The sequence below is a fragment of the Stenotrophomonas sp. YJH_SMC_138 genome, from assembly GCF_059369855.1.
Genome location: NZ_JCAFTB010000004.1, coordinates 311740 through 332173 on the forward strand (window position 1 = coordinate 311740; position 20434 = coordinate 332173).

The following is a 20434-nucleotide window of genomic DNA, read 5'->3' on the forward strand; positions in this document are numbered from 1 at the left end:
ACATGGCGCCAACGCCCTTGCACGGCCCACCCACCCGCCTCGGACAGGTTCCGGCGTGCGGCCAGCCACGGAGTGAAGAAGGAAAAGCGAAACGCGGGTCGCGGCGCTGGCTTGCTCGGAGCCGAGCATGGCTCGGCTCTACAGGGGATTCATCGACCGGAGAGAATTCATCTCTCAGACGCAATTCATCCACGCATGGCGTGGATCTACCGGACGTGCCAGGAGACTGTCGGAGGCGGGGAGGGGGGAGGTTGCGGGGGCGTGAGCCGCATGGATGCGGCGACCGAGCTTACAGGGATGTACTTGCAGCGTCCCCCGCAATCTCCCCCCTCCCCGCCAAACCCTCAGCCCAGCTCTTGCCGTCGCTCCGGCTTCAAAGGCGGGTGCAGGGCCGCAGGCCCTGCAATACAAAAACCCCTTACTGACCCCGCAGGCGGCTGTGCCGGAACCCGTAGCAGAAATAGATCACGAAGCCGACGAACGTCCATACACCCATCAGCATCCAGTTGTGCATCGTCATCGCCGACAGCAGCGCCAGGCAGCTCAGCACGCCCAGGCTGCAGATCAGCCACGCCATCGGCATGCGGAACGGGCGCGGCAGGTCCGGCTGGGTGCGGCGCAGGATCAGCACGCCGGCGCAGACTGCGGCGAACGCGATCAGCGTGCCCATCGAGGTCAGCTCGCCGAGGATGTCCAGCGGGAACAGCGCCGCCAGCAGCGCGATGCCGATGCCGGTGATCACGGTGTTGATGTGCGGCGTGCGGTACTTCGGGTGGATCCGGGTGAACACCGGTGGCAGCAGGCCGTCGCGCCCCATGATCATGAAGATGCGCGGCTGGCCGATGATCATCACCAGCACTACCGAAGACAGGCCGACCAGCGCACCGACCTCGACCACCCAGCGCAGCCAGCCCAGCTGTGGGTGCGCGGCCACGGCAGTCACCACCGGCTCGTCGGTGCCCAGCAGCTGGAACGGCACCAGGCCAGTCATCACTGCGGCCATTGCGATATACAACACGGTGCAGATCACCAGCGACAGCATCATGCCGATCGGCATGTCACGCTGCGGGTTCTTCGATTCCTGCGCCGCCACCGATACCGCCTCGAAACCGATGTAGGCGAAGAACACCATCGCCGCGCCACGCAGCACGCCTTCCATGCCGTACTTGCCCGGGCCTTCATTGGCCGGAATGAACGGGGTCCAGTTGCTGGTGTCCACGTATTTCCAGCCGACCACGATGACCAGCACGATCAGGCCGGTCTTGAGCACGACCATCGCCATGTTCATCGCCGAGGACTTGCTGATGCCGACGTAGCACAGCCAGGTCAGCAGCAGCACCAGTGCGGCGGCGGGCAGGTTGGCGATCGCGCCGGTGGGGCGCAGCTGCGCGTCCAGTGGCGCGCTGACCAGTGCCGCCGGTAGATGGATGTCGAACTGGCTGAGCAGGCTGAGGAAATAACCGGTCCAGCTGACCGCCACCGCCGAGGCGGAGACGCCGTACTCGAGCACCAGCATCCAGCCGATGAACCAGGCCGAGAGCTCGCCGAAGGTGGCGTAGGTGTAGGTGTAGGCGCTGCCGGAGACCGGCACCATCGAGGCGAATTCGGCATAGGCCAGCGCGCAGAAGGCGCAGCAGATGGCGGCCAGCACGAAGGACAGCATGATCGCCGGGCCGGCGTGGTTGGCGGCGGCCTGGCCGGTGATGACGAAGATGCCGCCGCCGATCACCGCGCCGATGCCCAGGGCGGTCAGCCCCCAGGGGCCAAGGTGGCGACGCAGGCTCAGGCCGTTGGCGTCTTCATGGGCGGCATGCGGATGCTTGGTGGCCCACAGTTGCTTGAACATGTGCGGTGGTCTTGTCGAAGCGCGCCATGGCGGCGCGCGGGAAAACGGACGGGCCGGCGCGAGGCCGGCCCGAAGGCGGATCAGGGCGACTTGGCGAGCTTGCTGTTGCGGATGCCGTAGCCCAGGTAAATCAGCAGGCCGAGCAGCGTCCAGCCAACGAACAGGTGCCAATGCACCACGAACGCCTGCCAGAACAGGAACAGGCAGGTGGCCGCGCCGAGCGGGCAGATGATCCAGACCATCGGCACGCGGAACGGGCGGTGCAGGTCCGGCTTGGAATAGCGCAGCACCAGCACGCCGATGCAGACCGTGGCGAAGGCCAGCAGGGTGCCCATCGAGACCAGCTCGCCCAGCACGTTCAGCGGCACCAGGCCGGCCAGCGCGGCGGCGATCACGCCGACCACGATGGTGGCGACGTACGGGGTGCGGAAACGGGCATGGACCTTGCCGAAGAACTTCGGCAGCAGGCCGTCGCGGGAGATGGTATAGGCGATGCGGGTCTGGCCCATCATCATCACCAGCACCACCGAGGACAGGCCGGCGATGGCGCCGACTTCCACGAACGTCTTCAGCCAGGACAGGGTCGGGTAGGGCTCCAGGGCGGTGGCCACCGGCTTGTCGGTGCCCAGCAGGTGGTACGGCATCATGCCGGTCAGCACCGCACAGACGATGATGTAGACGATCGTGCACACGGCCAGCGAGCCGAGCAGGCCGATCGGCATGTTGCGTTGCGGGTCCTTGGTCTCGCCAGCAGCGGTGGAGACCGCATCGAAGCCGATGTACGCGAAGAACACGATGGTGGCGGCGCGGAAGATGCCGCTCCAGCCGAACTCACCCGGCACGCCGGTGTTTTCCGGAATGAACGGGTGCCAGTTGGCCGGGTCGATGTGGGCCGCGCCGATGCCGATGAACAGGCAGATGACAGTGACCTTGATCGCCACGATGATCGCGTTGACGAACGCCGACTGGGTCACGCCCACGTACAGCAGGCCGGACACCGCCGCCACGATCAGCACCGCCGGCAGGTTGAACAGCTTGCCGGAGGAGACGAACTCGCTGCCGGTCCAGGCGATGGGCGCGGCGCTGAGCATGTCCGGGAAGGGCATGTGCAGCGTGGTGGTGATGAAGCTGATCAGGTAGGCCGACCAGCCCACCGCGACCGAGGCCGAGGCGAACAGGTACTCCAGCACCAGGCACCAGCCGATGAACCAGGCCATGCCTTCGCCGAGGGTGGCGTAGGAATAGGAGTAGGCACTGCCGGAGACCGGCATCATCGCCGCGAACTCGGCATAGCACAGGCCTGCCAGCGCACAGGCGAAACCGGCCAGCACGAACGACAGCATGACCGCCGGGCCCGCGTGGTTGGCTGCGGCCTGGCCGGTCAGCACGAAGATGCCTGCGCCGATCACCGCACCCACGCCCAGCAGGATGAGGTGTTTAGCCGTGAGGGTCCGTTTCAACGTGGCTTCGCCGTCCAGGCTGCCTTCGATGGGTTCGCCGGCATCGACGTGCCCGGCCGGCTCGACCGGCTTGACCCTCAACAGAGCTTTCAGCATGCAGTACTTCCTAGTGATCGGATGGGGTGGGCGGCCGATACGTTGCCGGCTGCCTTGATGGTGAAGGCCGTGCGAACGGCCCGCTGTACCTTAGCCAAAGCTGAAGCCAACGCACAAGCGCAATCGCAACAATGAACGGCGATAATGAGCAGTATTTTTCCGAACCGCCCCCATTCATGAGCCAGACCGCCGAAACCCTTGCCGCGCTTGACGATCGCCTGCGCGGCCTGCTCCGGGACTACGCGCGCCGCGAACCCGCCCACGACGCCCTGGCTGCCGAATTCGGCACATTGCTGGATGATCCGGAAGATCCGTTCCGCCGCGAGCGCCTGGCCGGCCACTTCACCGCCAGCTGCTGGCTGGTCAGCGCCGATGGCCAGCGCCTGCTGCTCACCCACCACCGCAAGCTGCAGCGCTGGCTGCAGCTGGGCGGCCACGCCGACGGCGACCGTGACCTGGCCCGGGTGGCGCTGAAGGAAGCCGAGGAGGAGTCGGGCCTGAGCGGCCTGGTACTGGAAGACCCGGCCATCTTCGATCTGGACAAGCACTGGATTCCGGAGCGCAAGGACGTGCCGGGGCACTGGCACTACGACGTGCGTTTCGTGATACGGGCGCTGGGGGGCGAGGCCTTCGTGCTCAGCGAGGAATCGCTCGACCTGGCCTGGCGGCCGGTGACCGAGGTCGCGTCCGATCCGGAATCGGATGAATCCATGCAGCGCATGGCACACCGCTGGCTGGCGCGCTAGCCATATGTAGAGCCGAGCCAATGCTCGGCTCAATGTCGGCCAGAAGTGCAGCCGAGCATGGGCTCGGCTCTACAAGTGCAAGGCGGAACGCGCGTCAGTACAGGATGCGCGTCCGCAGCGTGCCCGGAATCGCGGCCAGTTCGTCGCGGACGGCGGCGGCCTGCGCCTCGCTGGCGGTGATGTCAATCACCACGTAACCCACCTTCGGGTCGGTGCGCAGGAACTGGCCGTCGATGTTGACGTTGTGGCGCGAGAAGATCTCGTTGACCCTGGACAGCACGCCCGGCACGTTCTGGTGGATATGCAGCAGGCGCAGGCTGTCCTCGTGTTCGGGCAGGGTCACTTCCGGGAAGTTGACCGCCGACAGCGTGCTGCCGTTGTCGCTGTAGCGCACCAGCTTGGCCGCCACTTCCACGCCGATGTTGTCCTGCGCTTCCAGCGTGCTGCCGCCCACGTGCGGGGTCAGGATCACGTTGTCGTGGCGGGTCAGCGGCGACTCGAAGATATCGCCGTTGCCCTTCGGTTCGACCGGGAATACGTCCAGCGCGGCACCGCCGACGTGGCCGCTGGCTAGCGCTGCGTCCAGCGCGTCGATGTCGACCACGGTGCCGCGCGCGGCGTTGATCAGGTGCGCGCCCTTGCGCATCTTCGCCAGCTCGGTGCTGCCGATCATCCACTGCGTGGCCGGGGTCTCCGGCACGTGCAGGGTGACGATGTCGGCGCGGGCCAGCAGATCGTCCAGGCTCGCCGCGGCACGGGCATTGCCCAGCGCCAGCTTGGTTTCCACGTCGTGGAAGATCACCTGCATGCCCAGCGATTCGGCCAGCACGCCGACCTGGGTGCCGATGTGGCCGTAACCGATGATGCCCAGCGTCTTGCCGCGCACTTCATGGCTGCCGCTGGCCGACTTCGACCAGCCGCCGCGATGGCACTCGGCGTTCTTCTGCGGAATGCCACGGGTCAGCATGATCGCCTCGGCGATCACCAGCTCGGCCACGCTGCGGGTGTTGGAGTAGGGCGCATTGAACACCGGGATGCCGGCCAGCTCGGCCGCGTCCAGGTCGACCTGGTTGGTGCCGATGCAGAAGCAGCCCACCGCGATCAGGCGCTTGGCCTCGGCCAGCACCTCGGCGCTGAGCTGGGTGCGTGAGCGGATGCCGACGATGTGCGCCTCGGCGATGCGCGCCTTCAGTTCGTCCTCGGGCAGCGCCTTGGTGTGCGCCTCGATCTGGCTGTAGCCGGCGGCGCTGAACACCTCCACGGCGGTCTGGCTGACCCCCTCCAGCAACAGTACGCGGATATCCTGCTTCGGGAACGAGGTCTTCTTCGGCGACATGGGGCAACACGGCCAGTGGGACAGGGGCTGACCACTATGCCAGATCGAAGCGCCCATGGTGCAGTGCGCAATTGGTTGCATCCGTAGCTATCTGTATCGCTGCGGGGCTGGACGCTGGCGCGTACCGCTGGCACGCTTGCCCGTCTTCACGCACCGCGTTGGACCGTCATGACCGATTCCCGCATTGCCTCGCTGCAGCAGGCCTGTCCCGGCCTGAAGCTGAAGATCGACCCGGCTGACCTGGAGCATTACGGGCGCGACTGGACCCGGCGCTGGACGCCAGCGCCGCTGGCGATCGCACTGCCGGCCACGGTCGAGGAAGTGCAGGCGGTGATGCGCTGGAGTGCGGGCGAGGGCGTGGCCGTGGTGCCGTCCGGCGGACGTACCGGCCTTTCCGGTGGCGCGGTGGCCGCCAACGGCGAGCTGGTGCTCAGCCTGGAACGGATGAACAAGGCACTGGCCTACGACGCGGTCGATCGCACCCTGGTGGTGCAGGCCGGCATGCCGCTGGAGGCCGTGCACAACGCCGCGCTGGACCACGGCCTGATCTACCCGGTGGACTTCGCTGCGCGCGGGTCGTGCACGATCGGCGGCAACATCGCCACCAATGCCGGCGGCATCCGCGTGATCCGCTATGGCAATACCCGCGAGTGGATCGCCGGGCTGAAGGTGGTTACCGCCAGCGGCGAACTGCTGGAACTCAACAAGGGCCTGATCAAGAACTCCAGCGGCTATGACTTCCGCCAGCTGCTGATCGGTTCGGAAGGCACGTTGGGCGTGATCGTCGAGGCGACAGTGAAACTCACCGATCCGCCGCCAGCCAGCAACGTGATGCTGCTGGCCGTGCCCAGCTTCGAGGTGCTGATGCAGGTGTTCGCCGCGTTCCGCGCGCGCCTGCAGCTGCAGGCCTTCGAATTCTTCACCGACCGGGCGCTGGAGCACGTGCTGGCGCATGGCGCGCAGGCACCGTTCGACGAGGTGCATCCGTACTACGTCGTCACCGAGTTCGCGGCCAACGACGAGGCACAGGAAGCCGCGGCGATGGCGGCCTTCGAGGACTGCATGGGCAACGGCTGGGTCAGCGACGGTGTGATCAGTGCCAGCGATGCCCAGGCCGCCCAGCTGTGGCGCCTGCGCGAAGGCATCACCGAGTCGCTGGCGCGCTACAAGCCCTACAAGAATGACGTCTCGGTGCGGATCTCGGCGATGCCGGCGTTCCTGGCCGAGACCCAGGCACTGATCGGGCAGGCCTACCCGCACTTCGACGTGGTCTGGTTCGGCCATATCGGCGATGGCAACCTGCACATCAACGTGCTCAAGCCGGACGACACCAGCGACGCCGACTTCGTGGCGCAGTGCGAGCACGTGACCAAGCTGCTGGCGCAGGTGCTGGCCCGCTTCGATGGCAGCATCTCGGCCGAGCACGGCATCGGACTGGTCAAGAAGGGCTACCTGGACAGCACCCGCGGCCCCGCCGAGATCGCGCTCATGAAGGCGGTCAAACGCGCGTTCGATCCCCAAGCGCGGCTGAATCCCGGCAAGCTGTTCGACGCCTGAGCCGGGCAAATCCTTCACGTACCCGTTACGCTCCACGCACCTTCACAACCGGCTTCGAACCGATGACCCGTCCGCTTCTGCTGCTCGCCCTGCTGTCCCTGCCGCTGGCCGGCTTCGCTTCCAGCTTCGCTGGCACCTCGGCCGGTTCGGCGACCGGTGCCTCCTCCGGTTCCTCGGGCAGCAGCTCGGGCGACGACAAGGTGGTGCAGGCCGCGCGCGACGATGCCGCTGCGTTCGTCGCCAGCGACGGCCAGATCCGTGGCGCCCGCCTGCAGGCCGCGCTGGTCCACCTGCGCGAGCAGAGCGCTGCCGCACAGCAACAGAGCGACCTGGAACTGGCCCGCGCGCTGCTGGCGCGTTGATGCGGGCTGCATGACCTCGGCGCCATCGCTTTCTGCAGAGCCGAGCCATGCCCGGCTGGATGCCCGGCGCACCCGGATCGCAACAGCAGCCGAGCATGGCTCGGCTCTACGGAAGCACAGCGGGCGGTGCGGGTGGATGGCCGCATTGGCATGGCTGCTCATCCCTTCCGCCCATGCGGCTGATCGGCTGCAGCTCGATCCCTCCGGTCTCGATCCGACGCAGCAGCAGCTCGCCAGCCAGACCCTGGCTGACGTGCAGTCCCTGCTGCCGGAAGGCCTGCTGCGCGCTTTGCCGGCTCAGGTGCAGGTGCGCTGGAGTGATGACCTTCCCGCCGAGGTGCACGGGCGCGCTTTCGCCGGCCGCATTACGTTGCGCCGCACCCTGCTGGATGACGGCATGCCCGGCAACCGCCGTGCGCGCCGCAGTGCGCTGGTGCATGAACTGACCCACGTCGCCGACCGTGGCGGTGCGAACTGGTCGCAGAGCGTGCGATGGCGTGACCTTGCGGGCTGGCAGCGCAAGCCCTGGCACCTCGGCCGGGGCGACAACGATTTCCGTGATCGCAGCCCGGATGTCTATGAACTGACGAACCCGGCCGAGTACCTGGCCGTGAATGCCGAGCATTTCGTCCTCGACGGCGAGTTCGCCTGCCGGCGGCCCGCATTGGCGCAGTGGTACCAGGCGCATTTCGGAACGCCACCGTCGCTGCCACGGCCGCGGTGCGCCACGACGCTGCCCCTGCTGCAGGCCGAATCGGAGGAGGGCGCTGCATCGCTGCTGCAGCTCGATCCGGCGCGCGTCTACGCGGTGGACTACCTGTTCGCCGAAGGCAGTGCGCAGCCGATGAGTCGCTGGGGCCACAGCATGCTGCGGCTGGTGGTCTGCAAGCCGGGCCGCGTACCTGGGCCGGACTGCCGCCTGGACCTGGAGTACCACCGCGTGCTGTCGTTCCGCGCGTTCGTGGGCGACGTGCAGATATCCAACTGGCGTGGCCTGACCGGCGGCTATCCGTCGCGGCTGTTCGTGCTGCCCCTGCAGCAGGTGGTGGACGAGTACACCAAGGTCGAGCTGCGCGGGCTGCAGTCGCTGCCGCTGCAGCTGGGCCGCAGCGAAATCGCGAGCCTGCTCGAGCGCACCGCGCAGGTGCACTGGAGCTATGACGGGCGCTATTACTTCGTCAGCAACAACTGCGCGGTGGAAACCGCCAAGCTGCTGCAGGCCGGGGTGCCGCGCCTTGGCGAGGCGGGCCTGGCCCAGCTGAGCCCGCGCGGCCTGAAGCGGCGACTGGTGCGGCTGGACGTGCTCGACGAGAGGGTACTGGCGGACCGCACTGCAGCGCAGGCGCAGGGCTACTACTTCGCCTCGGCGCGCGACCACTACCAGCAGTTGTTCGCAGTGGCCGCGGCCCAGCTGGCCTTGCCCGCTCGTGATGTGCGCGGCTGGTTGAAGCTGCCTGCACAGCAACGCGCACCGTGGCTGCTGCAGGGTGACCTGCGTGCCAGTGCCGGCCTGTTGCTGCTGGAACAGGCCGCGCAGCGGCGCGCCGAGCTGCGCGCACGCGATGTGCTCAAGCGGCAGCTGCTGGCCGCACCGGACAGCGCTGAAACGCGCAGCCTGCGCGGGTTGCTGGAGCAGAGCGGGCAGTGGCTGCGCCCGGGGACGCTGCTGCAGGATGACGGCTATGGATTGCCGCTGGGCGACGAGCAGGCGCTGCTGTCCGCGGCCGTGGCCACTGCCAGTGCGCAGGCGGTCCCGGCGTGGCAGGCATTGCGCGTCCAGCTGCGCCAGCAGCTGCCGATCCGCCAACGCGAGGAAATGGATGCGATCGACGCCAATCTGGCCGCACTCGGTGCACACCTGCGTACGCAGGCAGCCCGCCCGGCTACTGGCGCGGCAGTTCGATGACGAAGCGGCTGCCGCCGGCGCTGCCCGGGATGCAGTAGACGCGGCCACCGTGCGCGTCGGCGATGGCCTTGACCACCGCCAGGCCGAGCCCGCTGCCGCCGCCCTGTCGCGAACGCGAACCGTCGCCACGCATGAACGGGGTGAAGATATCCGCGTGCAGTTCAGGGTCGATGCCCGGACCCTCGTCTTCGATCGCCACCTGCACGTGGCCGGGCGTGTCATGCACTGCAATCCGCACCTTGCCCGGGCTGGCATAGCGCCGCGCGTTCTCCAGCAGCGCCAGCAATGCCTGGCGCAGGCGGGTCGGGTCGCAGTGCGCGTTGTGTTCCTCGCGGCTGGTTTCCAGCTCAAGCACGAAGCCGGCGGCGCGGAACTGTGGATCGACCAGGGTCATCACCGAATGCACCTCGGCCACCACGTCGGTGCGCGCGCGACGCACGTCCAGCCGCGCGTTGTCGGACAGGCTCAGCACGCGCAGGTCCTCGATCAGCCGTGACAGCCCTTCGACCTGGGCCAGCAGGCTGCGGAACTGCGACTCGTCTGGCTGGAACACACCCTCTGCCAGCCCCTGCAGGCGGCCACGCAGGATCGTCACCGGTGTGCGCAGCTCATGGGCGATGGCCGCGTGCCACATCGCGCGCTCGCTCTCCATGTGCTGCAGGCGGCGCGCCATCGCATTGAAGTCCTCGACCAGGGTCGCCACTTCGCCCGGCGAATTTTCCTCGACGCTGGCGCGTGCACCCAGGTCGCCGCCCGCGAGCGCACGCACGCTGTCCACCAGCGAATTCAGCGGCGACAGGATGCGGTGGGCGAGGCGGAACGAGGCGGCGATGGCCAGCGCCAGCCCGGTCAGGATCACGCCCACCATCCATGCCAGTTCCGGGCCGGTCGGCAGCCAGCTTTCCGGCTCCTCGGCACTGCCGGGGAAGAACTCGACCAGCACCGCGTACAGCAGCCACGATGACAGGATCATCATCACGATGACGCCGATCACCATCAGCGACATCGAAACGATGATGTGGCGGCTCAGCCCGGAGCGGCGCAGGGAGGGCATCAGCGATCGGCCATCAGCCGGTAGCCGACGCCACGCACGCTGGCTGGGACGTTGACCATGCCCACTTCATCCAGCTTGCGGCGCAGCTTGCTGACATGGCTGTCGACGGTGCGCTCCAGTGCTTCGCTTTCCGGCAGGCATTCGTGCATCAGCTCGCTGCGGCTGAAGATGCGCGTCGGCGCCAGCGCCATGCAGTGCAGCAGCTTGAACTCGGTGAGGGTGAGCAGCACTTCGTGGCTGTAGCCTTCGCCCTCCACGTGCACCGCGTGGGTGGCCGAGTCGATCAGCAGCGGGCCGACGCGCAACGCGGTGGGTGCGTCCACGCGCGCGGCGCGCAGCGTGCGCCGCAGTACGGCGCGCACGCGCGCGGCCACCTCGGCCGGGTTGAAGGGCTTGACCACGTAGTCATCAGCGCCCATCCGCAGCGCGGTCAGCTTGTCCAGGTCCTGGTCCAGTGCGGTCAGCATGATCACCGGCGTCTCGCCGCGCTGGCGCAGCTGGGTCAGCACGCTCCAGCCGTCCAGGCGCGGCAGCTGCACATCGAGCAGGACCAGGTCGGGCCGGGCGCTGCGGTGCAGGTCCAGTGCGCTGTGGCCATCGGCGGCGCGCAGCGTGCGCAGTCCTTCGCGTTCCAGGTAGGCGCAGAGAATGTCAGCGATCTCGGCCTCATCCTCGACGATCAGGACGAGGGCGGCGAGGGCAGGGGAGGCATGCATGCAGGGGCGGGGCCGTAAGGTGCTTGCCTCCATCGTATCTCCACAGTTCCTCCATCGAAACCCCATCATCGCCACGCAGACTGCGCGCTTCAGAACCTATCCGCCGCCTGCGCGGCATTGTGCACAGCAATGAGAACCTTCAGGACTCCGGTCGCGTTGATCGCGGCCCTCGCCTTGGCCATGACGGCCTGCTCCACTCCCGAAGCCACCCCCGAGGCGGCGCCGCGCGTCAGCGTGATCAGCGTCGGCCCGCAGGTGGTGCAGCGTGACGACGAACTGCCAGGCCGCGTCGCGGCGGTGCGCACCGCGCAGATCCGCGCACAGGTGGGCGGCATCGTGCAGCGGCGCCTGTTCGACCAGGGGGCGGAAGTCAGTGCAGGCCAGGCCTTGTTCCAGATTGACCCGGCAGCGTTCCGGGCCGACGTCGATTCGGCGCTGGCCGCACTGCAGCGCAGTGAGGCGGCGTTGGGCCGCAGTCGCGTGCAGTCGCAGCGCCTGCACGCCCTGGCTGCCGCGCAGGCGGTCAGCCAGCAGCATCGGGACGACGCCAGCGCCGAGTACGAGCAGGCACGCGCGGCAGTGAATGAAGCGCGCGCGATCCTGTCCCGTCGCCAGCTCGACCTGCGCTATGCCACGGTCAGCGCACCGATTGCCGGTCGTATCGATCAGGCATTGGTGACCGAAGGTGCGCTGGTCGGCGTGGCCGATGCCGAGCCGATGGCCGTGGTACAGCAGATCGACCAGGTCTACGTGGATGTGCGCCAGCCGGCGGCGCAGCTGGAGTCGCTGCAGCGCAGTGCGGCCGGCGGCGACAAGCTGCCGGTGACGATCATCGGTGCCGCCGGCAAGCCGCTGCCCGAGCGTGGCCAGCTGCTGTTCTCCGGTATCAATGTCGATGCACGGACGGGTGATGTGATCCTGCGCATCCTGGTGGACAACCCGCGGCGGCAGCTGCTGCCCGGCATGTATGTGCGCGCGAGGGTGCCGCGGGGTGCCCCGGCCAGCACGATGACCGTGCCACAGCAGGCGGTGCTGCGCAGCGCCGGTGGCCAGGCCTATGCCTGGGTGATCGGCGCCGAGGGCAGGGCGGTGATACGCACGCTGGAGGTGGAAGGCAGCGTCGATCGCCAGTGGCTGGTGCGCGCGGGCCTGAAGGCCGGCGAGAAAGTGGTGGTCGAGGGCCAGGAGCGCCTGCAGGAAGGCGTGGTGGTCGATGCGCGCGACTGGCAGAAGCCAGTCGCCAGCGCCGGTGCGGTGCAGGCCGGCAGCAAGGGCTGAGCCTTTCCCGGGACAGCCCCTCCAGGAAAATCCAACATGGCACGTTTCTTCATCGATCGCCCGGTGTTCGCCTGGGTGCTGGCGATCTTCATCATCCTGGCCGGCGCGCTGGCGATTCCGCGCCTGGCCGTGGAGCGCTATCCGGCGGTCGCGCCGCCCAGCGTCAGCATCTATGCCAGCTACCCGGGTGCGAGCCCGCAGACGTTGAACGATGCGGTGGTCGGCCTGATCGAGCGCGAGCTGTCCAGCGTCAAGCACCTGCTGTACTTCGAATCGTCGGTGGACACCTCCGGCGAAGCCTCGATCACCGCCACCTTCAAGCCCGGCACCAATCCGGAACTGGCGCAGGTGGACGTGCAGAACCGGATCAAGGCGATCGAGCCGCGCCTTCCGCGCAGCGTGCGGCAGAACGGCCTGTTCGTGGAGGCCGCCGATTCCGGCTTCCTGATGCTGGTCGGCCTGCGTTCGCCGGATGCCAGCGTCAGCGAGGCCGCGCTGGGCGATTTCATGGCGCGCAACATCATCGAAGAGCTGCGCCGCATCGATGGCGTCGGTCGCGTGCAGTTATTCGGTGCCGAGCAGGCGATGCGCGTGTGGCTGGACCCGACCCGGTTGACCGGCTACGGCCTGACCATGGGCGATGTGGCCACTGCCATCGAGCAGCAGAACCTGGAGATCTCGCCGGGGCGCATCGGTGATTCGCCGGGTGTTCCAGGCCAGCGCATCACCGTGCCGCTCAGCGCCGACGGCCAGTTGTCCACGCCGGAACAGTTCGCGGCGATCGTACTGCGCGCCGGGGCCGACGGTTCACGGGTGGTGCTGGGTGATGTCGCCCGCGTCGAACTGGGCGCGCAGAGCTATGCCTGGGGCACCCGCGAGGATGGCCATCCGGCCACCGCCGCCGGGGTGCAGCTGCGGCCGGGCGCGAATGCGGTGCGCACGGCGTCGGCGGTCCGTGAGCGCATGGCGGAACTGGCGCCGCTGTTGCCGCGCGGCGTGGAGGCGAGCATCCCGTTCGACACCGCGCCGTTCGTGAAGATCTCGATCCAGAAGGTGGTGCAGACGCTGCTGGAGGCGATGCTGCTGGTGTTCGCGGTGATGTACCTGTTCCTGCAGAACTGGCGCTACACGCTGATTCCTGCGCTGGTCGCACCGATCGCGCTGCTCGGTACCTTCGCGGTGATGCTGGCGCTGGGCTTCTCGATCAACGTGCTGACCATGTTCGGCATGGTGCTGGCGATCGGCATCATCGTCGACGACGCGATCGTGGTGGTCGAGGGCGTGGAGCGGATCATGGCCGAGGAGGGCCTGCCGCCGCGCGAGGCGACCATCAAGGCGATGCGCGAGCTGACCGGCGCGGTGATCGGCATCACCCTGGTGCTGACCGCGGTGTTCATTCCGATGGCCTTGGCCAGCGGCTCGGTGGGCGCGATCTACCGCCAGTTCACCGTGGCGATGGCGGTGTCGATCCTGTTCTCGGCGCTGCTGGCACTGAGCCTGACACCGGCGCTGTGCGCGACCCTGCTGCGCCCGAACACCCACGGCCATCATGGTCGTGGCGGGCTGTTCGGCGCCTTCAATCGTGGCTTCGAGGCGTTGACCGGGCGCTACCAGCGTGGCGTGGCCTCCGTGCTGCGGCGAAGCGGCCGGGTGATGGGCGTGTTCGCCGCGCTGGTGGCGGCGCTGCTGCTGGGCCTGCACTGGCTGCCGGGCGCGTTCCTGCCGGAAGAGGACCAGGGCTATTTCATGACCTCGATCCAGCTGCCGGCCGAAGCCACCGCCGAACGCACGCTGGCGGTGGTCGAAGCCTACGAACGGCACGTGGCCTCGCGCCCGGGCATCGGCTCCAACCAGTCGATCCTCGGTTACAGCTTCTCCGGTTCCGGCCCGAGCGCGGCGCTGACCTACACCATGCTGAAGGACTGGGGCGAGCGTGCTGGCGCCACCGCGGCCGGCGAGGTGGAGGCCGCGCAGCAGGCGATGGCCACGGTTGCCGAGGGCGAGGTGATGAGCGTGATGCCGCCGGCGATCGACAGCCTGGGCCGTTCGTCCGGGTTCTCGCTGGCCCTGCAGGCGCGTACCGGGCAGAGCCAGGCCGAGCTGCGCGCGGCCCTGCAGCAGCTGCTGAAGCTGGCCGACGCCAGTCCGCTGCTGTCGGAGGTGCATGCCGATGGCCTGCCGGCAGGTACCAGCGTGCGGCTGGACATTGATCGCGCCAAGGCCGAGGCGATGGGCGTGGGCTTCGAGCACATCAGCAACACGCTGTCAGCGGCGATGGGCTCGCAGTACGTCAATGATTTCCCCAACAAGGGCCGGTTGCAGCAGGTGATCCTGCAGGCCGACGCGCCGCATCGCATGGAACTGGAGGACGTGCTGAAACTGTACGTGCGCAACAGCGAGGGCGGCATGGTGGCGTTGTCGGAACTGGTGACCCCGCACTGGACCGAGGCGCCGCTGCAGCTGCAGCGCTACCTCGGCTTCCCGGCGTTGAATCTGTCCGGCGCACCGGCCTCCGGCGTGTCGACCGGCCAGGCCATGGCGGAGATGGAGCGGTTGGCCGGGAAGCTGCCGTCCGGTTTTGCCCTGCAGTGGACCAGCCAGTCGCTGCAGGAGCGTGAGTCGGGGGCGCAGGCGCCGTGGCTGCTGCTGTTGTCGATGCTGGTGGTGTTCCTGGTACTGGCGGCGCTGTACGAGAGCTGGTCGATTCCGCTGGCGGTGATGCTGGTGGTGCCGTTGGGCCTGCTCGGCGCGGTCGCCGCCGTATTGTTGCGCGGCATGCCCAACGACGTGTTCTTCAAGGTCGGCATGATCACTGTGATCGGGCTGTCGGCGAAGAACGCGATCCTCATTGTCGAGTTCGCGCGGCAGCTGCAGCAGCAGGGGCGTGGCCTGGTCGAGGCGGTACTGGAGGCGGCCCGTCTGCGCCTGCGCCCGATCGTGATGACCTCGCTGGCGTTCGCGCTGGGCGTGGTGCCGCTGACGCTGGCGCAGGGTGCGTCGAAGGAAACCCAGCAGGCGATCGGAACCGGTGTGTTCGGCGGCATGGTCAGTGCGACCGTGCTGGCGGTGTTCTTCGTGCCGGTCTTCTATGTAGTGGTGCAGGGCGCGCGGCAGTGGATCGCGCAGCGCCTGCGCAGGCGCCGGCCGATGCCGGGAGGAACCGTGGATGGAACGGAACATCGTTGAAGATCTGCATGAGCAGCAGTTGATGGCGCTGGAGCAGCGCCTGTGCGCTGCGCTGCTGGAAAATGACCACGATGCGTTGAACGCGCTGGTATCGCCGGCCTTGTTCATGATGGAAGGCCACGGCGGCCGCATGCTCGATCTGCCATGGCTGGGCGATTGGCTGGCCGGCAGCCTGCAGGTGCGAAGCCTGCAGCTGCACGCGGTGGAGACGCTGCTGTGTGGCCGCCTGGCGTTGCTGTCCAGCGACGTGCGGTTGTCCGTGTCGCGGCAGGGCCGGGAGCGTGAAGTGAAGCTGCGCCTGCTGCGGGTCTGGACCTGCAGTTCCGCCGGCAGCGGTGCGCAGCTGTTGTCGATGGCGGTACTGGCCGCGTGAGTACGGTCAGGCCGCTTTCAGGCCGCGCTCACCGGCAGGTGGTAGGGTCGAAGGTCTCTGTAGTGTCGACAAGGAGTCGAGCCATGCGTGTAGTTCCCAGTCTGTTGGCAGCCTCGCTCGGGTTGGTGCTGGCCGCGTGCCAGCCGGCCCAGGCACCCGCTGCGGGCGGCACCGATGCCGCGCCGCCGGCGGCGCCCGAACCGGCTGCCAGCACCAGCGCCGGTACCGGCAGCGAGACCACGTACCAGTGTGGTGATCTGAGCGTGCGCGCGACTTTCAATGGCGAGGATGCGGCCACGGTGGTGATCGGCGAACGTACCTTCGCCATGACCTCCGAACGTGCGGCGTCGGGTGCCAGGTACGGTGATGGCCAGGGCAACAGCTTCTGGACCAAGGGCAGCGATGACGGCCTGTTGAGCCTGAAGGGCGAGGCGGACCGCGAGTGCCATGCGGTCGAAGCGACCGAAGGCGATGGCAGCGCGGGCACGGCCGCGTTCCGCGCCACGGGCAACGAGCCGGGCTGGTTGGCGGTCGTCGATGGCGACGCGCCGGGCCTGCGGGTGGAAGTTGACTATGGCGAGCGTCGCTTCGACGTCGCCACGCCCACCGAAGGTGCTGACGGTTGGAGTGGCAAGGCGTCCGACGGTACCGACGTCAAGCTCAGCTTCCAGCGCACCACCTGCCAGGACGACATGAGCGGCGAGTCGTTCGATGCCAAGGTGAACCTGACCATCGGCACCCGCCAGTACCACGGCTGCGGCAACTTCGGTGCGAAGCAGCCGTAAGCCTTCTGTAGAGCCGAGCCCACGCTCGGCTCTACACGATCGGTACATCCGATGCGCTGCCCGCTGCCTGCGGCGAGCACGCCGCAAGCAGGGACAGGCAGCCGATCAGCGCAGGGTGCTCAGTCGGCGCGGCCGGCGAATTCGCCGGTGGCGGTGTTCACCAGCACGCGTTCGCCGTTGACGATGTACTCCGGCACCATGATCTCGATGCCGGTGTTGAGTTTGGCCGGCTTCGGGCGCTTGGTGGCAGTGCCGCCCTTCAGTTCCGGCGGGGTCTCGATCACTTCCAGCACCACCGAGGCCGGCAGCTGGATCGCCACCGGCTGCTCGTCGATCACCTGCACGTAGATGCCGGTCAGGCCGTCGGTGATGTAGCCGGCGTCGTCGCCGATCACGTCCGCGTCCAGGGTGTAGGGCGTGTAGTCCTCGTCATCGAGGAACACGAAGGCATCGCCATCCTTGTACGAATAGGTGGACTGGCGGCGCAGCAGTTCGACCTCGACCAGGTTGTCGTCGGCATCGAAGCTGGCGTCGAGCTTGTTGCCGCCCGGCACGCTGTACATGATGAAGCGGAAGCGGACGTTGCCGCCGCGACCCTGCGGCGAGCTGCGCTCGATGTCGCGGATCTGGTACACGCCGTTGTTGTACTCGACGACGTTGCCCTTCTTGATGTCGTTGGCTTTCATGGTGATCTAGGTCGTTGGGGGAGGGCGCCGTCCCGGCGCCCGGGGGGAATCACTTCGGAGCGAGGCGGGTAGCGCCGTCCAGGCGGATGGTCTCGCCGTTGAGGTAGGTGTTGCCGAGGATGAAGCCGACCAGGCTGGCGAAGTCTTCCGGCTTGCCCAGGCGCGACGGGAACGGGATCGAGGCGGCCAGCGACTGCTGCACGGCTTCGGGCATGCCATCGACCATCGGCGTCCAGAACACGCCAGGAGCAATCGTATTGACGCGGATGCCGAAGCGCGACAGTTCGCGCGCCATCGGCAGCGTCATCGACACCACGCCGCCCTTGCTGGCGGCATACGCGGCCTGGCCGATCTGTCCTTCATAGGCAGCGATGCTGGCGGTGTTGATGATCACGCCGCGCTCGCCGTCTTCGCCGGCGTCGTTGTGCTGCATGCGGTTGGCCGCGGCCTTGGCGACGTTGAAGCTGCCGACCAGGTTGACCATCACCGTGCCCTGGAAGCCGGCCAGCGGCATCGGGCCTTCCTTGCCGAGCACGCGACCGGCGCCGAGGATGCCGGCGCAGTTCATCGCCACGTTCAGGCCGCCGAGGAAATCGTGGGCCTGGTCGATGGCTGCAGCCACGGCCGCCTCATCGCTGACATTGACATTGAAATAGCGGGCCTTGTCGGCACCCAGCCCGGCAACGGCAGCTGCACCCTTGTCGTCGTTGAGGTCGAACAGAGCCACCTTGCCGCCCTGGGCGACGAGGTGCTGGGCCACGGCCAGGCCGAGGCCGGAGACGCCGCCAGTGATCACGGCACGTACGGAAGACAGCTGCATTGCACGGTCCTGCAGGTTCGAGAACCGCCGATTCTAACGGAAGCGGCGACCGCCGCCGTTGTGCACTGCGCCGCCCCGGCAGGAGCGGCGCAGCGGGGTGCTCAGCCGGTCGCTGCCAGCGCCTGCCCGGTGCGGCTGGCGGTGGCGCGGCCGAGCAGGCCAGCCAGCCAGCGGCCGGTCTCTGCCAGTGCCGGCAGGTCCACGCCGCTGTCCAGGCCCAGGCCCTGCAGCAGGTAGACCACGTCCTCGCTGGCGACGTTGCCGCTGGCCCCCTTCGCATACGGGCAGCCACCGGCCCCCGAGACTGCGCTGTCGACCACGCGCACGCCTGCTTCCAGGCAGGTGGCGATGTTGGCGATGGCCTGGCCGTAGGTGTCGTGGAAGTGCACGGCCAAGGCGTCCATCGGGATCTCGGCAGCGACCGCCTGCAGCATCGCCCGTGCCTTGCGTGGGGTGCCGACGCCGATGGTGTCGCCCAGCGAGATTTCGTAACAGCCCATCTGGTGCAGCGCGCGCGCCACCCGCACCACGTCGGCCAGCGGCACCTCGCCCTGGTAGGGGCAGCCGAGCACGGTGGAGACGTAGCCGCGCACGCGCACGCCATCGGCGGCGGCGCGGCGCAGTATCGGCTCGAACCGGGCCAGCGATTCGTCGATGCCGGCATTGGTGTTGGTGCGGTTGAAGGCCTCGGACGCAGCGGTGAACACCGCCACTTCCTCCACGCCCACCGCGCGGGCGCGGTCGTAGCCCTGTTCGTTCGGCACCAGCACCGGGTAGTGGATGCCCGGCCGGCGCTGGATGCCGGCGTAGACCTCCGCGGCATCGGCCAGCTGCGGAATCCACTTCGGGCTGACGAAACTGGTCGCCTCGATGCTGCGCAGGCCGGTGGCCGACAGGCGGTTGATCAGTTCGATCTTGTCGGCGGTGGACACCGACTGCTTTTCGTTCTGCAGGCCGTCACGCGGGCCGACCTCGACGATGCGGACGTAGTCGCTCATGCAGCCACCTCGCCGACGGGGCGATGGCAGACCGCTTCGATGTTGTTGCCGTCCGGGTCGAGCACGAAGGCGGCGTAGTAATCCGGGTGGTACCACGGGCGCAGGCCCGGCGCGCCGTTGTCGCGGCCACCGGCGGCGAGGGCGGCGGCGTGGAAGGCGTCCACCTGCGCGCGGCTGGCGCAGGCGAAGGCCACGTGCACGCCGTGGCTGGCGGTGCCGCCATTGCCGAGCCAGAAGAACGGCTTGCCGTCGCTGCCGAAGCCGATGTGGTCGTGGTCGCCGGTCTGTTCGGCGCTCACTTCCATCACCACGCCGATCTGCAGCGGCGCCAGCGCCTGCAGGAAGAAGGTCTTGCTGCGCGCCAGGTCGGCGCTGGTCAAACCAAGATGATCGAGCATGTTCAGGCTTCCGTGACCCAATGGGGGGCGCGCTTGTCGAGGAAGGCACCCAGGCCTTCCTGGCCCTCGGCGGACACCCGCAGGCGCGCGATCAGGGCGGCATTATCTCGATCCAGCGCATCGCGGTCATCGCTGTCGCGGACCTGCCGGACCAGCTGCTTGGCGGTGGACGAGGCGATCGGGCCGGCCTTGTCGAGCAGGGCCAGCTGGCGCTCCAGCGCTTCGTCCAGGCGCTCGGGCTCGACCAGCTGGTGGACCAGGCCGATGCGCAGTGCGGTATCGGCGTCGAAGTGCTCGCCGGTGGCGAACCAGCGCCGCGCCTGGCGCGGGCCGATGGCCTCGATCACGTAAGGCGAGATCACCGCCGGCAGCAAGCCAAGGCGGCTTTCGGTCAGGCCGAAGCGGGCCGAGGTGCTGGCGATGGCAATGTCGCAGCAGGCAACCAGGCCGACGCCGCCACCGAAGGCCGCGCCGTGGACCCGGGCCAGGGTCGGCTTGGGCAGCTCGTCCAGGGTGCGCATCAGCCGTGCCAGTGCCAGCGAGTCCTCGCGGTTGTCGGCCTCGCTGGCCGCCGCCATGCCGCGCATCCACTGCATGTCGGCACCGGCCGAGAAGGAGGCGCCGTGGCCGGCGACCACCACGGCCCGGACCGAATCATCGCGGCCGGCGGCTTCCAGCGCGGCGGTCAGCCGGGCGATCAGGCTGGCGTCAAAGGCGTTGTGCAGCTCCGGCCGGTTCAGCCAGAGGGTGAGGACGGCGCCACGGCGCTCGATCTGCAAAGCATCGTTCATGGGATTCCAGGGTCACTCCATACCTGTATGGATCATAGCG

The 20434-nt window shown here is 68.2% G+C and carries 18 protein-coding genes; 8 read left to right on the top strand and 10 right to left on the bottom strand.

Annotated elements, in window-relative coordinates; translation table 11 throughout:
* Positions 1 to 418: 418 nt before the first annotated feature.
* On the bottom strand, positions 419 to 1846 hold the full coding sequence (locus tag AC5P7I_RS11760) for an amino acid permease (RefSeq protein ID WP_014646971.1): 1428 nt from the start codon (positions 1844 to 1846) through the stop codon (positions 419 to 421).
* Between the two features lie 80 nt (positions 1847 to 1926).
* The gene (locus AC5P7I_RS11765; protein ID WP_014646972.1) at positions 1927 to 3402 is read right to left on the bottom strand and encodes an amino acid permease; all 1476 of its coding nucleotides are present in this window, start codon (positions 3400 to 3402) and stop codon (positions 1927 to 1929) included.
* A 131-nt stretch (positions 3403 to 3533) separates the two neighbouring features.
* On the opposite strand from AC5P7I_RS11765, the gene AC5P7I_RS11770 reads away from it, so the two are divergent.
* Complete coding sequence (locus AC5P7I_RS11770) at positions 3534 to 4148, top strand: NUDIX hydrolase (RefSeq protein ID WP_032957967.1); 615 nt, start codon at positions 3534 to 3536, stop codon at positions 4146 to 4148.
* A 94-nt stretch (positions 4149 to 4242) separates the two neighbouring features.
* On the opposite strand, the gene serA is transcribed toward AC5P7I_RS11770, so the two are convergent.
* The gene (gene serA / locus AC5P7I_RS11775; RefSeq protein ID WP_005416356.1) at positions 4243 to 5484 is read right to left on the bottom strand and encodes a phosphoglycerate dehydrogenase; all 1242 of its coding nucleotides are present in this window, start codon (positions 5482 to 5484) and stop codon (positions 4243 to 4245) included.
* Between the two features lie 168 nt (positions 5485 to 5652).
* On the opposite strand from serA, the gene AC5P7I_RS11780 reads away from it, so the two are divergent.
* From AC5P7I_RS11780 to AC5P7I_RS11790, 3 genes are all read left to right on the top strand, one after another.
* On the top strand, positions 5653 to 7041 hold the full coding sequence (locus AC5P7I_RS11780; protein ID WP_164077663.1) for an FAD-linked oxidase C-terminal domain-containing protein: 1389 nt from the start codon (positions 5653 to 5655) through the stop codon (positions 7039 to 7041).
* Between the two features lie 62 nt (positions 7042 to 7103).
* A complete protein-coding gene (locus tag AC5P7I_RS11785) occupies positions 7104 to 7403 on the top strand; it encodes a DUF2388 domain-containing protein (RefSeq protein ID WP_049408767.1) in 300 nt (99 codons plus the stop codon).
* Positions 7404 to 7539: 136 nt separating this feature from the next.
* Positions 7540 to 9309 (top strand): DUF7844 domain-containing protein, encoded by a 1770-nt coding sequence (locus AC5P7I_RS11790; RefSeq protein ID WP_164077664.1) that lies wholly within the window; start codon positions 7540 to 7542, stop codon positions 9307 to 9309.
* On the opposite strand, the gene AC5P7I_RS11795 is transcribed toward AC5P7I_RS11790, so the two are convergent.
* On the bottom strand, positions 9287 to 10363 hold the full coding sequence (locus AC5P7I_RS11795; RefSeq protein WP_014646977.1) for an ATP-binding protein: 1077 nt from the start codon (positions 10361 to 10363) through the stop codon (positions 9287 to 9289). The genes AC5P7I_RS11790 and AC5P7I_RS11795 overlap by 23 nt on opposite strands.
* The gene (locus AC5P7I_RS11800; RefSeq protein ID WP_014646978.1) at positions 10363 to 11079 is read right to left on the bottom strand and encodes a response regulator; all 717 of its coding nucleotides are present in this window, start codon (positions 11077 to 11079) and stop codon (positions 10363 to 10365) included. The genes AC5P7I_RS11795 and AC5P7I_RS11800 overlap by 1 nt, the downstream gene beginning before the upstream one ends.
* Positions 11080 to 11208: 129 nt before the next feature.
* Between AC5P7I_RS11800 and AC5P7I_RS11805 the strand changes: the two genes are divergently transcribed.
* The 4 genes from AC5P7I_RS11805 to AC5P7I_RS11820 all read left to right on the top strand — a co-directional run bounded on the left by AC5P7I_RS11805 (position 11209) and on the right by AC5P7I_RS11820 (position 16701).
* On the top strand, positions 11209 to 12357 hold the full coding sequence (locus tag AC5P7I_RS11805) for an efflux RND transporter periplasmic adaptor subunit (RefSeq protein WP_197637166.1): 1149 nt from the start codon (positions 11209 to 11211) through the stop codon (positions 12355 to 12357).
* A 36-nt stretch (positions 12358 to 12393) separates the two neighbouring features.
* Positions 12394 to 15543: a multidrug efflux RND transporter permease subunit gene (locus tag AC5P7I_RS11810; RefSeq protein WP_262087500.1), complete on the top strand. Its 3150-nt coding sequence runs from the start codon at positions 12394 to 12396 to the stop codon at positions 15541 to 15543.
* Positions 15524 to 15916 (top strand): nuclear transport factor 2 family protein, encoded by a 393-nt coding sequence (locus AC5P7I_RS11815; RefSeq protein WP_046429967.1) that lies wholly within the window; start codon positions 15524 to 15526, stop codon positions 15914 to 15916. The genes AC5P7I_RS11810 and AC5P7I_RS11815 overlap by 20 nt, the downstream gene beginning before the upstream one ends.
* A gap of 83 nt (positions 15917 to 15999) precedes the next feature.
* A complete protein-coding gene (locus AC5P7I_RS11820) occupies positions 16000 to 16701 on the top strand; it encodes a COG3650 family protein (RefSeq protein ID WP_169411791.1) in 702 nt (233 codons plus the stop codon).
* 119 nt (positions 16702 to 16820) lie between these two features.
* Here AC5P7I_RS11820 and yeiP read toward each other — a convergent pair whose 3' ends face one another.
* The 5 genes from yeiP to AC5P7I_RS11845 all read right to left on the bottom strand — a co-directional run bounded on the left by yeiP (position 16821) and on the right by AC5P7I_RS11845 (position 20394).
* Positions 16821 to 17387: an elongation factor P-like protein YeiP gene (gene yeiP, locus AC5P7I_RS11825; protein WP_005409468.1), complete on the bottom strand. Its 567-nt coding sequence runs from the start codon at positions 17385 to 17387 to the stop codon at positions 16821 to 16823.
* A 49-nt stretch (positions 17388 to 17436) separates the two neighbouring features.
* A complete protein-coding gene (locus AC5P7I_RS11830; protein ID WP_014646983.1) occupies positions 17437 to 18207 on the bottom strand; it encodes an SDR family oxidoreductase in 771 nt (256 codons plus the stop codon).
* Between the two features lie 101 nt (positions 18208 to 18308).
* Positions 18309 to 19205, bottom strand: a complete 897-nt coding sequence (locus AC5P7I_RS11835; protein WP_046429964.1) for a hydroxymethylglutaryl-CoA lyase — start codon at positions 19203 to 19205, stop codon at positions 18309 to 18311.
* Positions 19202 to 19603, bottom strand: coding sequence for a VOC family protein (locus AC5P7I_RS11840; protein WP_032959476.1), 402 nt, complete (start codon positions 19601 to 19603; stop codon positions 19202 to 19204). Before AC5P7I_RS11840 ends, AC5P7I_RS11835 begins: the two co-directional genes overlap by 4 nt.
* A 2-nt stretch (positions 19604 to 19605) precedes the next feature.
* Complete coding sequence (locus AC5P7I_RS11845) at positions 19606 to 20394, bottom strand: enoyl-CoA hydratase/isomerase family protein (protein ID WP_100449967.1); 789 nt, start codon at positions 20392 to 20394, stop codon at positions 19606 to 19608.
* Positions 20395 to 20434 lie beyond the last annotated feature (40 nt).